13 protein-coding genes are annotated in these 13,498 nt (G+C 69.8%); 7 read left to right on the top strand and 6 right to left on the bottom strand.

Annotated elements, in window-relative coordinates:
- Positions 1-117: 117 nt before the first annotated feature.
- Positions 118-1,647: a S8 family serine peptidase gene (locus ABZ441_RS32040; RefSeq protein WP_358980655.1), complete on the bottom strand. Its 1,530-nt coding sequence runs from the start codon at positions 1,645-1,647 to the stop codon at positions 118-120.
- A 313-nt stretch (positions 1,648-1,960) separates the two neighbouring features.
- On the opposite strand from ABZ441_RS32040, the gene ABZ441_RS32035 reads away from it, so the two are divergent.
- The 3 genes from ABZ441_RS32035 (at position 1,961) to moaA (ending at position 5,109) form a co-directional block, all read left to right on the top strand.
- Positions 1,961-2,326: a DUF485 domain-containing protein gene (locus ABZ441_RS32035; RefSeq protein ID WP_205019397.1), complete on the top strand. Its 366-nt coding sequence runs from the start codon at positions 1,961-1,963 to the stop codon at positions 2,324-2,326.
- A complete protein-coding gene (locus ABZ441_RS32030) occupies positions 2,323-3,963 on the top strand; it encodes a cation acetate symporter (protein WP_358980653.1) in 1,641 nt (546 codons plus the stop codon). The genes ABZ441_RS32035 and ABZ441_RS32030 overlap by 4 nt, the downstream gene beginning before the upstream one ends.
- A gap of 156 nt (positions 3,964-4,119) precedes the next feature.
- Complete coding sequence (gene moaA, locus ABZ441_RS32025; protein ID WP_358980651.1) at positions 4,120-5,109, top strand: GTP 3',8-cyclase MoaA; 990 nt, start codon at positions 4,120-4,122, stop codon at positions 5,107-5,109.
- On the opposite strand, the gene ABZ441_RS32020 is transcribed toward moaA, so the two are convergent.
- Together ABZ441_RS32020 and ABZ441_RS32015 are read right to left on the bottom strand one after the other, a co-directional pair.
- Positions 5,092-5,340, bottom strand: coding sequence for a hypothetical protein (locus tag ABZ441_RS32020; RefSeq protein ID WP_358980648.1), 249 nt, complete (start codon positions 5,338-5,340; stop codon positions 5,092-5,094). The genes moaA and ABZ441_RS32020 overlap by 18 nt on opposite strands.
- Positions 5,341-5,610: 270 nt before the next feature.
- On the bottom strand, positions 5,611-5,973 hold the full coding sequence (locus ABZ441_RS32015; protein ID WP_358980646.1) for a DUF3099 domain-containing protein: 363 nt from the start codon (positions 5,971-5,973) through the stop codon (positions 5,611-5,613).
- A gap of 213 nt (positions 5,974-6,186) precedes the next feature.
- Between ABZ441_RS32015 and ABZ441_RS32010 the strand changes: the two genes are divergently transcribed.
- Entirely contained in the window at positions 6,187-6,471 is a 285-nt protein-coding gene (locus ABZ441_RS32010; protein WP_358980644.1) for a GlsB/YeaQ/YmgE family stress response membrane protein, read from the top strand.
- Between the two features lie 71 nt (positions 6,472-6,542).
- Here ABZ441_RS32010 and tyrS read toward each other — a convergent pair whose 3' ends face one another.
- From tyrS to ABZ441_RS31995, 3 genes are read right to left on the bottom strand one after another with little or no spacing between them, the layout of a single operon-like run.
- Positions 6,543-7,811, bottom strand: a complete 1,269-nt coding sequence (tyrS, locus tag ABZ441_RS32005) for a tyrosine--tRNA ligase (protein WP_358980642.1) — start codon at positions 7,809-7,811, stop codon at positions 6,543-6,545.
- Positions 7,812-7,863: 52 nt separating this feature from the next.
- Entirely contained in the window at positions 7,864-9,258 is a 1,395-nt protein-coding gene (locus tag ABZ441_RS32000) for a metallopeptidase TldD-related protein (protein WP_358980639.1), read from the bottom strand.
- Positions 9,255-10,778, bottom strand: coding sequence for a TldD/PmbA family protein (locus ABZ441_RS31995; protein ID WP_358980637.1), 1,524 nt, complete (start codon positions 10,776-10,778; stop codon positions 9,255-9,257). The genes ABZ441_RS32000 and ABZ441_RS31995 overlap by 4 nt, the downstream gene beginning before the upstream one ends.
- Positions 10,779-11,247: 469 nt before the next feature.
- Between ABZ441_RS31995 and fabG the strand changes: the two genes are divergently transcribed.
- The 3 genes from fabG (at position 11,248) to ABZ441_RS31980 (ending at position 13,264) form a co-directional block, all read left to right on the top strand.
- Positions 11,248-11,967, top strand: coding sequence for a 3-oxoacyl-[acyl-carrier-protein] reductase (gene fabG, locus ABZ441_RS31990; RefSeq protein WP_358980634.1), 720 nt, complete (start codon positions 11,248-11,250; stop codon positions 11,965-11,967).
- 5 nt (positions 11,968-11,972) lie between these two features.
- Positions 11,973-12,740 carry an enoyl-ACP reductase FabI gene (gene fabI / locus ABZ441_RS31985; RefSeq protein ID WP_358980632.1) on the top strand — a complete coding sequence of 256 codons (768 nt, stop codon included), beginning with the start codon at positions 11,973-11,975 and terminating at the stop codon, positions 12,738-12,740.
- Between the two features lie 158 nt (positions 12,741-12,898).
- Positions 12,899-13,264, top strand: coding sequence for a hypothetical protein (locus ABZ441_RS31980; RefSeq protein WP_358980630.1), 366 nt, complete (start codon positions 12,899-12,901; stop codon positions 13,262-13,264).
- The last annotated feature ends 234 nt before the right edge of the window (positions 13,265-13,498 follow it).

Here is a 13,498-nt window from a genome sequence, read left to right as displayed (position 1 = left end):
GGCCGGCGCCTCCCGATCGCCTTGACGACCTACTTCGCCACGGAGGACGCCAAGGCCACGGCGGAGTCGATCCGCTCCTGCGGCGGGACAGCTGTCCCCGGCCCCTCCCCTCACTTGTTACCTGCGGACCGCGTCCAGCGCGTCCACGACACCGGCTCCGTAGAAGCCGTTGTAGTTCTTCCCGCCCTCGCAGACGGCGTCGACGGTGCCGTCACCGTCGATGTCGTACGGCGCGCCGCACGCGGTGGCGTCGGCCTGGTGCGTCAGCAGGGCCTTCACCCCGGCCGCCGAGGCGCGCGGGTGGGTCGACTTGATCAGGGCCGCGACGCCCGCGACGTGCGGGGACGCCATCGACGTACCGGCCTTGTAGCCGAACTTGCCGCCGGGCAGTGTTGACAGGATCAGACCGTTGTCCGCGGGCGCGTCCGGCGCCTGGTAGCGCGTCGAGTCGCCGCCCGGGGCGGCCACGTCGATGACCCCGAGACCGTAGTTCGAGTAGGAGGACTTGAGGTTCTTCGCCCCGGTCGCGGAGACCGTCACGACACCCGGCACCATGGTCGGGATGTCGGGGCAGGCGCTCGGGTCGACCGTGCGGGTGACCGGCGTCGTGTCGTTGGGGCTCGTGGTGTCCTCGATGGCGTCGAGGGCCAGGTCGTGGTCGGAGTTGCCGGCCGCGGCGACGTTGACGACGCCCTTGCCCTCCGCGTAACGGGTGGCGCGGGTGACCGCCTCGACCAGGGCGCCCTGGTCCGGGTCGTTCTTGCAGTTGAACAGCCACGGGTCGGTGTAGTAGCTGCTGTTGGTCACGTCGACGCCGTGCTCGGCGGCCCAGACGAAGCCGCAGACGACGGCCTCCGTGTAGAAGAAGCCGGCCGGGGTGGACACCTTGATGCCGGAGACCTTCACGCCGGGCGCGACGCCGGTGACGCCGGTGCCGTTCTTCGCCGCGGCTATGGTGCCCGCGACGTGCGTGCCGTGGTCGCTCTCGCCGGCCGCGGGCCGCCAGGCGCCGTCCGTGGTGTCCGGAGCGCCGGACACACAGTTCACCGAGGCCTTGCGGTCGAAGTTCGGCGCCAGGTCCGGGTGCGTGTCGTCCACACCCGTGTCGATGACGCCGACCGTGACCTTGCTGCTGCCGAGCGACTTCTGGTGCGCCTTGTCCGCCTTGATGGCCGGAAGGTCCCACTGCAGGGGCTCCAGCGGGTCCTGGCCCGCCACCGCGTCCTCGGACGCTTCCCGCGCCTGCGCGGCGGTGAGGGGCTGCTCGACCCCGATGTCCTTCGTCGCCTGCGGGACGATCGGGCTGGTGCGTGTGGCGCCGGCCGACTGGACGCCCTTGGCCTTGCGGATCGTCGCGCCGAAGTCCGGGTTCTGCGAGTGGACGACGATGACGCCGATCTTGTCGTAGGACGTCACGACGGTCCCGCCGGCCGCGGATATCGCCTTCCGCACCTGCTTGACGGTGCCGTGACTCGCCCGCGTGTTCACGACGTACGACAGCTGGGGGCCGTCCGCCGCGACCGCCGCCGGCTCGTCCGCGGGTGCCGCGGCCGCGGTCCCCGTCGGGAGGAAGCCGAGCGAGGCCGTGAGCGCCAGTCCGACGGGCAGCGCGAGTACGCGAGTCCGTCTGGATGCCAGATGAGCCATGGGTTCTCCACATCATCCGTGCCGGTGTGGCCGGACACCGGTGTGTCCGGTCCGGTACATGACGAGTGAAGTTATCGCTGATCTTCCCGGTGCGACAACGAATACGGGCAAGTGAGTTCGAGGTGTGACCTGTGGGAGTCGCGTCCACACGAGTCGGCAGGACAAGAACGAACCTGCGGTGAACCGCTTCGCCACGCTCTCCGTGCCGTTGCACAGGGAGTCGTGCATCCATCCCCCCACTACCCGGCAACGCAGAGGACTCCCCGTGAAATCCACCGTTCCCACCACCGCATCCGCGTCGCGAGGAGAGTCCGTGGCCACCGAAGCACCGCCGCCCCAGAGCCCTGAGGGCGGCAGTCCCGTCCAGCCCACGACCGAGGCGTGGCTCGAGGCGCAGAACAGTGCGGAGTTCACCGAACTGCGCCGATCCCACCGCTCCTTCGCCTTTCCGCTGACCGTCGGATTCATTGCCTGGTACCTGCTGTACGTTCTGCTGTCCAGCTACGCCGACGGCTTCATGAGCAAGGTCGTCTTCGCGAACTTCAACGTCGCCTTCGTGTTCGGCCTCGCCCAGTTCGCCACCACGTTCCTCATCGCCTGGTTCTACTCGCGCCACGCCACCAACAAGCTCGACCCGCAGGCGGCGGCCATCAAGTCCCGTCTGGAGGCCGACGCATGAGCGCCGCGTACGCATCACAGGCCGTGAGCCAACTCGCCGCGTCGTCGTCGACGACCGAGCACAGGCCGCTGATCATCACCCTTTTCGCGATCTTCGTCGCGGCGACCCTGGCCATCACCGTCTGGGCAGGCCGGCAGACCAAGAGCGCTTCGGACTTCTACGCGGGCGGACGGCAGTTCACCGCCTTCCAGAACGGCCTCGCCGTCTCCGGTGACTACATGTCGGCGGCGTCCTTCCTCGGTATCGCCGGCGCCATCGCCCTCTTCGGCTACGACGGCTTCCTCTACTCCATCGGCTTCCTCGTCGCCTGGCTCGTCGCCCTGCTGCTCGTCGCCGAGCCCCTGCGCAACTCCGGCCGCTACACCATGGGCGACGTCCTCGCCTACCGGATGCGCCAGCGGCCGGTGCGCACCGCCGCGGGCGTCTCCACCATCGTCGTGTCGATCTTCTACCTGCTGGCCCAGATGGCCGGCGCAGGAGTCCTCGTCTCGCTGCTGCTCGGCATCACCAGCGACGCGGGCAAGATCCTCATCGTGGCGCTGGTCGGCGTACTGATGATCGTCTACGTCACCATCGGCGGAATGAAGGGCACCACCTGGGTGCAGATGGTCAAGGCGGTGCTGCTCATCGCGGGCGCGCTCCTGATGACCCTGATGGTGCTGTGGAAGTTCGACTTCAACGTCTCCGACCTGCTCGGCACCGCCGCGGAGAAGAGCGGGCACGGCGCGGCGTTCCTGGAGCCCGGCCTCAAGTACGGCGCCACCGACGTGTCGAAGCTGGACTTCATCTCGCTCGGTATCGCGCTCGTGCTCGGCACCGCCGGACTCCCGCACATCCTGATCCGCTTCTACACCGTGCCGACCGCAAAGGCCGCCCGTAAGTCCGTGAACTGGGCCATCGGCATCATCGGCGCCTTCTACCTGATGACGATCGCCCTCGGCTTCGGCGCCGCGGCGCTCATCGGGCCCGAGGAGATCACGGCGAAGAACCCGGCGGGCAACGCCGCGGCACCCCAGCTGGCCGAGTACCTCGGCGGGGTGGGGACCACCGGGGGCGCCATCATGCTCGCGGTCATCTCCGCCGTCGCCTTCGCCACGATCCTCGCCGTCGTCGCGGGCCTCACCCTCGCCTCCTCGTCCTCCTTCGCCCACGACATCTACGCCAACGTGATCCGCAAGGGGAACGCCACCGAGAAGGAGGAGATGAAGGCGGCCCGCTGGGCCACCGTCGCGATCGGCGTCGTCTCGATCGCACTCGGTGCGATGGCCCGCGACCTGAACGTCGCAGGACTCGTGGCCCTGGCCTTCGCGGTCGCCGCGTCGGCCAACCTGCCGACCATCCTCTACAGCCTCTTCTGGAAGCGCTTCACCACCCAGGGCGCCCTCTGGTCCATCTACGGCGGTCTCGCCTCGTCCGTCCTCCTCGTGCTGTTCTCCCCGGTCGTCTCCGGGAAGGCCAGCTCGATGTTCCCCGACGTGGACTTCGCCTGGTTCCCGCTGGAGAACCCCGGCCTCATCTCCATCCCGCTGGGCTTCCTGCTCGGCTGGATCGGCTCGGTCGTCTCCAAGGAGGAGCCCGACAAGGGCAAGTACGCCGAACTCGAGGTCAAGTCCCTCACCGGCACCGGAGCCCACTGACCTCACCGCCCCGCCTGACCGGGCCCCGTCGTAGAGACCTACGACGGGGCCCCGTCACACCTCGTGTCAACCGAGCCCCCTCGATGTCACAGGTCTCGCGTAGTCTCGGAGGAGTCAGACCGCAACCGCGGACACCACCGGGGGAGGGGGCCCAACGTGCTCATCGACACCTATGGCCGGGTCGCCACCGACCTGCGTGTCTCACTGACCGACAAGTGCAATCTCCGTTGCACCTACTGCATGCCCGAAGAAGGCCTGCAGTGGCTTTCCAGGTCCGACCTGCTCAGTGACGACGAGATCGTCAGACTCGTCCGCCTGGCGGTCACCGATCTCGGCATCACGGAGGTCCGCTTCACCGGCGGCGAGCCGCTGCTGCGTCCCGGACTCGTCTCCATCGTGGAGCGGTGCGCCGCCCTGGAGCCCCGTCCCAGGATGTCGCTCACCACCAACGGCATCGGACTGAAGCGCACCGCGGCCGCCCTGAAGGCGGCGGGACTGGACCGGGTGAACGTCTCCCTGGACACCCTGCGCCCCGATGTGTTCAAGACGCTCACCCGCCGCGACCGGCACAAGGACGTCCTCGAAGGCCTCCAGGCCGCCCGCGAGGCAGGGCTCACCCCTGTCAAGGTCAACTCCGTGCTCATGCCCGGTCTCAACGAGGACGAGGCCCCCGAGCTGCTCGCCTGGGCCGTGGAGAACGACTACGAGCTGCGCTTCATCGAGCAGATGCCGCTCGACGCCCAGCACGGCTGGAAGCGGGACGGCATGATCACCGCGGGTGACATCCTCGCCTCGTTGCGTACGCGTTTCACGCTCACCGACGAAGGTGACGAGGAGCGCGGATCGGCCCCCGCGGAGCGCTGGACCGTCGACGGCGGTCCGCATCGCGTCGGCGTCATCGCCTCCGTGACGAGGCCCTTCTGCGGGGCCTGCGACCGCACCCGGCTCACCGCCGACGGGCAGGTCCGCACCTGTCTCTTCGCCCGCGAGGAGACGGATCTGCGTGGCGCGCTGCGCTCCGACGCACCGGACGAGGAGATCGCCCGGATCTGGAAGCTCGCGATGTGGGGCAAGAAGGCCGGCTCCGGACTCGACGACCCCGCCTTCCTGCAGCCCGACCGCCCGATGTCAGCGATCGGCGGCTGAGGACTCCCACTCCGTCAGTGGTACGACGTCCTTGAGGAAGCCGCGCACACCGAGGAACGAGGAGAGGTGCTCCCGGTGTTCGTCGCAGGCCAGCCAGGTCTTGCGGCGCTCCGGGGTGTGCAGCTTCGGGTTGTTCCAGGCCAGCACCCACACGGCGTCGGTGCGGCAGCCCTTGGCGGAGCAGACGGGCGCGCCGGTCACGCTCTCGGCGGAGGTATCGGGGAAGTTCACGCCCTCAACCCTAACCTCGCGCTCCGGTGCGGCGGCCGGTGCGGACCGCCGGGCGTGAGCCAGTCGCAGATCGATGCCGAAGGGCCCGATCGACGCATCCCCGCCGGAGAATGGCGACGCCGGGCAGCCACGGGGGGAGCTGCCCGGCGTCGGTCCGTCGCTCCGACGGGGGATGCGGAGCGCTCACGAAGTATGGCACGGGGGCAGGGGTCCGGTGCAACGGAACGTCATGATCGATCCGGTCTCACCCGGCCCGGGAAGTGCGGGCGCTCAGTCCGCCGGCCGCGGCTCGCCCGCGCGGCCGGAGGCCCCTGGCTCATGAGCCGGTTCCGCGGAGGCCGCGCCGAGTGCCGGCCGCATCGGCGCGGACACGAAGGTCGAGGGGAGCGAAGGGGCGTTCTCACGTCCGGCGTTGGCGATGACGACTGCGACATAAGGGAGCAGAACACCCAGCGCGAGTCCCACCACGGCCACATGCCTCTCGATGTTCCACAGGGTCGCGGCCAGCACCACGGAGACGGTGCGCACGGACATCGAGATGATGTAGCGCCGCTGCCGGCCGCGTACGTCGTCGGCGAGGCCCTGCCGGGCGCCCGTGATCCGGAAGACCTCCGTACCGCTCTGCTTCCCCATGGTCGCTCCACCGCCAGATCTCCGTGCCGGACTTCTCCGAACCGCGCCGGCTCACTACGGTACGCCCGGCTTCCGGCGTATTCGAGACCGGGGCGAGCCCGTCCGCACGGTCCGGACCGCGGTTCCACGTACGGCCCTGTCCGGCATGCGTCGTCCGTTCCCCAGGCCAAGACTGGGCGGACGTGCGCACACCGCGCCACACGAGGAGGCGACATGAGTTGGTTGTGGGCAATCATCGTGGGCTTGGTGCTGGGTGTCATCGCCCGGGCGATCCTGCCGGGAAAACAGGACATCCCGCTGTGGCTGACGGTGGTGTTCGGCATCCTCGGCAGCATCCTCGGCAACGCCGTAGCGACCTGGATCGGAGTCAACGACACCAAGGGGATCGACTGGATCCGGCATGTGCTGCAGCTGATCGGTGCCGTGGCCGTCGTCGGTGTGGGGGACATGGTCTGGCAGTCCATCAGGGGCAACAAGAGCAAGGGCCGGAGAACCTGATCCGCATGTGAGACACACAGCGGCCGGCCACGCGAGACGCGTGACCGGCCGCTGTGCTGTTCCCGTCGGCGTCAGCCGGCGGTCACCTCGACCGCCGCCAGGTTCTTCTTGCCCCGGCGCAGGACCAGCCAGCGGCCGTGCAGCAGCTCCTCGTGGGCCGGAGCGCTCTCCCCGTCCGTGACCTTCGCGTTGTTCACGTAGGCCCCGCCCTCCTTGACCGTGCGACGGGCCGCCGACTTGCTCGCGGACAGCCCGACCTCGACCAGGAGATCCACCACCGGGCCCAGCTCGGCGACCCGGGCGTGCGGCACCTCGGACAGGGCGGCGCTCAGCGTCGCCTCGTCCAGCTCGCCGAGCTCGCCCTGGCCGAACAGCGCCTTCGACGCCGCGATGACCGCCGCGCACTGCGCGCCGCCGTGCACCAGCGTCGTCAGTTCCTCGGCCAGCGACCGCTGCGCCGAACGCGCCTGGGGACGCTCCTCGGTCAGCTTCTCCAGCTCCTGGAGCTCCTCGCGGCTCTTGAAACTGAGGATGCGCATGTACGTCGAGATGTCCCGGTCGTCCACGTTCAGCCAGAACTGGTAGAAGGCGTACGGCGTCGTCATCTCCGGGTCGAGCCAGACGGCGCCGCTCTCGGACTTGCCGAACTTGGTGCCGTCGGCCTTCACCATCAGCGGCGTCGCCAGCGCGTGCACCTGGGCACCCGGCTCCAGCCGGTGGATCAGGTCGATGCCCGCGGTGAGATTGCCCCACTGGTCGCTGCCGCCCTGCTGGAGGGTGCAGCCGTAGCGCCGGTACAGCTCCAGGAAGTCCATGCCCTGGAGGAGCTGGTAGCTGAACTCCGTGTAGCTGATGCCCTCCTGCGACTCCAGCCGGCGGGCCACCGAGTCCTTGGTGAGCATCTTGTTGACCCGGAAGTGCTTGCCGATGTCCCGGAGGAACTCGATCGCGGACAGGCCTGCGGTCCAGTCCAGGTTGTTCACCATCGTGGCGGCGTTCGGTCCCTCGAAGGTGAGGAAGGGCTCGATCTGGCCGCGCAGCCGCTGGACCCACGCGGCGATGGTCTCCGGGTCGTTCAGCGTGCGCTCCGCGGTCGGCCGCGGGTCACCGATCTGGCCGGTCGCGCCGCCGACCAGGGCGAGCGGCTTCAGCCCGGCGAGCTGAAGACGGCGCATGGTGAGCACCTGCACCAGGTGACCGACGTGCAGACTCGCCGCGGTCGGGTCGAAGCCGCAATAGAAGGTGACCGGGCCGTCCGCGAGAGCCTTGCGCAATGCGTCCTCGTCGGTGGACTGGGCGAACAGCCCGCGCCACTTCAGCTCGTCGACGATGTCCGTCACGGTCGTTTCTCTCCTCGAAGGTTCGATGGGTTGTCCGGTCAGTCTATGGCGGTCATACGCCCCGGCTGACCGAGCTCATGTGGAAGTCGGGGATGCGCAGTGCGGGCATCGCGGCCCGGGTGAAGTAGTCGCCCCACTCGCGCGGCAGCGTCCTCTCCGTACGGCCCGCCTCGGACGCCCGGGACAGCAGCCCCACCGGCGACTCGTTGAAGCGGAAGTTGTTCACCTCGCCGAGGACCTCGCCGTCCTCCACCAGGTAGACCCCGTCCCGGGTGAGCCCGGTCAGCAGCAGGGTCGCCGGATCCACCTCCCGGATGTACCAGAGGCACGTCAGCAGCAGGGCCCGGCCGGTCGTCGCGGCCACCATCTCCTCCAGCGAACGGTCTCCACCGCCGTCCAGGACGAGGTTGTCCATGGCCGGGGCGACGGGAAGGCCCGTCAGCCCCGCAGAGTGCCGGGTGGTGGTCAGACGCTGCAGCTTGCCGCCCGCGATCCAGTCCGTCGGCGCCAGCGGCAGCCCGTTGTCGAAGACGGACCCCCCGTCCCCGGAGGCGTGGGCGATCAGGAACGGGGCCGACTCCAGTCCCGGCGCGTACGGGTCGCTGCGCAGGGTGAGCGGCAGCTCGGAGAGTGTCTCCCCGACGCGTGTCCCGCCACCGGGCCGCGAGAAGACCGTCCGGCCCTCCGCGGCGTCCCGGGCCGAGGCCGACCAGTACTGGTAGATCAGCAGATCCGCCACCGCCGTCGGCGGCAGCAGCGTCTCGTACCTGCCTGCCGGCAGATCGATCCGGCGCTCGGCCCAGCCGAGCCGCCGGGCGAGTTCCGCGTCGAGCGCCGCCGGGTCGACGTCCTCGAAGTCCCGGGTCGCCCGGCCCGCCCAGGCGGACCTGGTCCGGTCGGGGGACTTGGCGTTCAGCTCCAGGGTCCCGTTCGGCTGGTCGTGGCGCAGCCGCACCCCCGTCGACGAACCCAGATAGGTGGAGGTCATCTCGTGGTTCGCGAAGCCGTACAGCTCGCGGCCGCCCGAGCGGGCCCGGGCGAAGGCGTCGCCGAGCGCCGGGGCGAATGCGGCGAAGACGTCGGAGCCGGTCTCGGCCGGCGGTTCCGTGAAGTCGGCGGACACCGGGACCCCGGAGACCAGTGGCTGCGCGTCCTCGGCCGGCCCGGCACCGCGCGCCGCGGCCTCGGCGGCCCGCACGAGGGGTTCCAGGTCGTCGGCGGTGACGGCCGAGCGGGACACCACTCCGGACGCCGTCCCCTCGGCGCCGTCCACCGTCGCGATCACGGTCAGGGTCCGTCCCCGCGTCATCCCGTTGGTGGTGAGCGTGTTGCCGGCCCAGCGCAGATTGGCGGAGGAGTTCTCGTCCGCGATGACCACGCAGCCGTCGGCGGTGGACAGCTCCAGTGCGCGCTCGACGATCTCGTACGGCTTGCTGACGCGGCTCATCGCCCGCCCTCCTGCGTCGTGTTGAGGATGTTCACGCCTCGGAAGAGGGCGGAGGGGCAGCCGTGCGAGACGGCCGCGACCTGACCCGGCTGGGCCTTGCCGCAGTTGAACGCACCGCCCAGGACGTAGGTCTGCGGGCCGCCGACCTTCTCCATGGAGCCCCAGAAGTCCGTGGTCGTCGCCTGGTACGCCACGTCACGGAGCTGGCCCGCCAGTCTGCCGTTCTCGATCCTGAAGAACCGCTGCCCGGTGAACTGGAAGTTGTAGCGCTGCATGTCGATGGACCAGGACCGGTCGCCGACCACGTAGATGCCGCGCTCCACCCCGCCGATCAGGTCCTCCGTGGAGAGCCCGCCCGGATCCGGGCGCAGCGACACGTTCGCCATGCGCTGGACGGGGACGTGCGCCGGCGAGTCGGCGTACGCGCATCCGTTGGACCGGCCCAGACCGGTCAGCTTCGCGATCCGCCGGTCCGTCTGGTAGCCCACCAGCGTGCCGTTCCTGACCAGGTCCCAGGACTGCGCCTCGACGCCCTCGTCGTCGTACCCGATGGTCGCGAGGCCGTGCTCGGCGGTGCGGTCACCGGTCACGTTCATCGCGGGGGAGCCGTACGCCAGCTTCCCCAGCTGGTCGAACGTGGCGAACGACGTCCCCGCGTACGCCGCCTCGTAGCCCAGCGCCCGGTCAAGCTCGGTGGCGTGGCCGATCGACTCGTGGATCGTCAGCCAGAGGTTGGACGGGTCGACGACCAGGTCGTACGTCCCCGCCTCGACGCTCGGCGCCCGCATCTTCTCCGCCAGCAGCCCCGGGATGCGCTCCAGCTCGGCGTCCCAGTCCCAGCCGGTTCCCGTGAGGTACTCCCAGCCGCGGCCCACCGGGGGAGCGATCGTCCGCATCGAGTCGAACTCGCCCGTCGCGGAGTCGACGGCCACCGCGGTCACCTGCGGATGCACCCGCACCCGCTGCTGGGTGGTGACGGTGCCTGAGGTGTCCGCGTAGAACTTGTTCTCGTGGACCGTCATCAGGGAGGCGTCCACATGGGCGACCCCGTCGGCCGCCAGCAGCCGCGCACTCCACTCGGCGAGCAGCCCGGCCTTCTCCGCGGCCGGTACGTCGAAGGGGTCGCGCTCGTACGCCGAGACCCAGCTCCGCTCGCCGTGCACCGGCTCGTCCGCCAGCTCGACCCTCTCGTCGGAACCCGCCGCCGCGATCACCTTCGCCGACAGCTTCGCCATCGCGACGGCCTGCGAGGCGACCTTCGCCGCCGCGTCCATCGTCAGGTCCACACCGGACGCGAATCCCCACGCCCCGCCGTGCACCACCCGGACCGCGTACCCGGTGTCGGTGGTGTCCGACGTCCCGGACGGCCGGGCGTCCCGCAGCCGCCAGGAGGCGCCGCGCACCCGCTCGAACCGGAAGTCCGCGTGTACGGCGCCGAGCGCACGGGCGCGGGCGAGCGCCGCGTCGGCGAGGGCACGGAGCGGCAGGGCCAGGAACGACTGATCTACCTCGTGGGCCACGAAGGGCTCCCCTTCTCTCTGAGTACCTCGGAGTGAACCATGCAACGGAACATCTCCGGGCGGCTACACCTTTCCCGGGCCGCCCGCCGCCGAGCAGCCCCCGCCGCCCGGCGGTACGCGGCCGGAACCGCTCGACCGCCCTTGTGACGGCAGCATCGACGTGCGATTTCGCCGGCTGCCGGTCTCCTGGGGCGAGCTCCTGGTCACGCCCGGCCGACGTTCAACTGCGCTGCCGCCGCCGAGGGCTGGGGAGACGATGCGTGTTCGGGAGGGCTCCGCTTCCGGTCGCCGCGCACGAGGCTGTGGAGCCGACCACCTCCGCGGCCCTTGACCGGGCGCTTCCGGGCCGGCCGTTCTGTAGGGATCCAACAGTCGCGGCCCGGCGGCGCTGTCAGAGGCCGATTCCTTGGTTGAGGGGTGGTACCGATAGGTTTTCGATGTACCAGACCGCCAAGGAAAGGGTGATCCGTTGAGCCGCTCGGTTCTCGTCACCGGAGGAAACCGGGGCATCGGCCTCGCCATCGCCCGCGCCTTCGCCGACAACGGCGACAAGGTCGCCGTCACCTACCGCTCGGGGGAGCCGCCTGCGGCGCTCACCGAGGCGGGGGTTCTCGCGGTCCGGTGCGACATCACCGACACCGAGCAGGTGGAGCAGGCCTACAAGGAGATCGAGGAGAAGCACGGTCCTGTGGAGGTGCTGGTCGCCAACGCCGGTATCACCAAGGACCAGTTGCTGATGCGGATGTCCGAGGACGACTTCACGTCCGTGCTGGACACCAACCTCACCGGCACCTTCCGCGTCGTCAAGCGGGCCAACCGCGCGATGCTGCGAGCCAAGAAGGGCCGTGTCGTCCTCATCTCCTCCGTCGTCGGCCTCCTCGGCTCGGCCGGACAGGCCAACTACGCCGCGTCCAAGGCGGGCCTCGTCGGCTTCGCACGGTCGCTGGCCCGTGAGCTCGGCTCGCGGAACATCACGTTCAACGTCGTCGCACCCGGGTTCGTCGACACCGACATGACCCAGGTGCTCACCGACGAGCAGCGCAAGGGCATCGTGTCCCAGGTGCCGCTCGGCCGCTACGCGCAGCCCGCCGAAATCGCGGCCGCGGTGCGCTTCCTCGCGTCCGACGACGCGTCGTACATCACTGGAGCCGTCATCCCCGTTGACGGCGGATTGGGCATGGGTCACTGATCACCATGAGCGGAATTCTCGACGGCAAGCGCATCCTCATCACGGGGGTGCTGATGGAGTCGTCCATCGCCTTCCACACCGCGAAGGTGGCCCAGGAGCAGGGCGCCGAGGTCATCCTCACGGCCTTCCCCCGGCCGACGCTGACCGAGCGCATCGCCAAGAAGCTGCCCAAGCCCGCCAAGGTCATCGAGCTCGACGTGACCAACGACGAGCACCTGGAGCGCCTCGCGGGCCTCGTCAAGGACGAGCTCGGTTCGCTGGACGGCGTCGTGCACTCCATCGGCTTCGCGCCGCAGGACGCGCTCGGCGGCAACTTCCTGAACACGCCCTTCGAGTCGGTCGCCACCGCGATGCACGTCTCGGCGTTCTCGCTCAAGTCGCTCGCCATGGCCTGCAAGCCGCTGATGAGCGAGGGCGGCTCGATCGTCGGCCTCACCTTCGACGCGCAGTTCGCCTGGCCGCAGTACGACTGGATGGGCCCGGCCAAGGCCGCGCTGGAGGCGACCTCCCGCTACCTCGCCCGCGACCTGGGCGGCGACAGCATCCGCTGCAACCTGATCTCGGCGGGCCCCATCGGCTCGATGGCCGCCAAGTCCATCCCGGGCTTCGGTGATCTCGCCGAGGTCTGGAACACCCGGTCGCCGCTGGCCTGGGACATGGCCGACCCGGAGCCGGCCGGCCGCGGGGTCGTCGCGCTCCTCTCGGACTTCTTCCCGAAGACGACGGGCGAGATCATCCACGTCGACGGTGGCGTGCACATGATGGGTGCCTGACCCGCTCAGCCGACCGACGGCCGCGTACCCCTGCCGGGGGTACGCGGCCGTCGCGCGTGTCGACCGGCTCTCCCGGTCCTCGAGTCGAAAAGATGGCCGTCCCACCGCAGAATGTGTTGGAACCGGACTTTTGGTCAGGCTGTGGGGAGGAGATCGCTGTGCGCTCCACACGTCGCCGAACCTGGTCCCTGCTCGCAGCGGCGGCCGTCGTCGCGGGGCTCCTGGCCCCGGTGGCCGTGAGCGCGGCCAACCGGGCGGGAAGCGAGTCGACGCCCCTCGCGCCGAAACCGGAGCCAGCGGGGGCGGAATGCCGCACATCGGTGGAGGGATCCCGGGTGGTCGCCTTCTGCCACAACCCGTACCCTGCGACCGATCTCGTCCAGCTGCACACCGAGTGCGCGCGCTGGTGGGACGTCGACGCCGACGGCAGCGCCGTCGCGGTGCAGCCCGGGCGGACGGTCAAGCTCGAGGACCGCTGCTGGAAAGAGGTCGGCTCGGCCTGGGTCAGCCACTCGGTGTCCTAGCCGCTCGGTGTCCTTGCCGTCGAGTCGCGGGCTCGCTTCCTCCCGATGCGGAGGTTACACACTGTGACGAAAATGTCCAGTGGGGTGCCCAGGAGGGCCATTGGGCGTAAATCGGGACACTATCCGTGACGTGGTGCGGCGTGTCGGGCACATCTTGGCCAACAACCCTGCTTGCGGCGCCGCACGACATTCCTCGTGGCCGAGTGTCCGCAACACACGTCCCCGAAGGAATGG

The organism is Streptomyces sp. NPDC005752, assembly GCF_040630715.1.
In the GTDB taxonomy this organism is placed as follows: Bacteria; Actinomycetota; Actinomycetes; order Streptomycetales; family Streptomycetaceae; genus Streptomyces.
The sequence above is the reverse complement of the archived record's forward strand: the minus strand, read 5'-3'. Positions and strand labels throughout refer to the sequence as shown.

Bases quoted from the DNA above. Each gene is read 5' to 3' on its own strand.
- ABZ441_RS32040 (WP_358980655.1), bottom strand. From the start codon at position 1,647: ATGGCTCATCTGGCATCCAGACGGACTCGCGTACTCGCGCTGCCCGTC.
- ABZ441_RS32030 (WP_358980653.1), top strand. From the start codon at position 2,323: ATGAGCGCCGCGTACGCATCACAGGCCGTGAGCCAACTCGCCGCGTCG.
- ABZ441_RS32015 (WP_358980646.1), bottom strand. From the start codon at position 5,973: ATGGGGAAGCAGAGCGGTACGGAGGTCTTCCGGATCACGGGCGCCCGG.
- ABZ441_RS32010 (WP_358980644.1), top strand. From the start codon at position 6,187: ATGAGTTGGTTGTGGGCAATCATCGTGGGCTTGGTGCTGGGTGTCATC.
- ABZ441_RS32000 (WP_358980639.1), bottom strand. From the start codon at position 9,258: ATGAGCCGCGTCAGCAAGCCGTACGAGATCGTCGAGCGCGCACTGGAG.
- fabI (WP_358980632.1), top strand. From the start codon at position 11,973: ATGAGCGGAATTCTCGACGGCAAGCGCATCCTCATCACGGGGGTGCTG.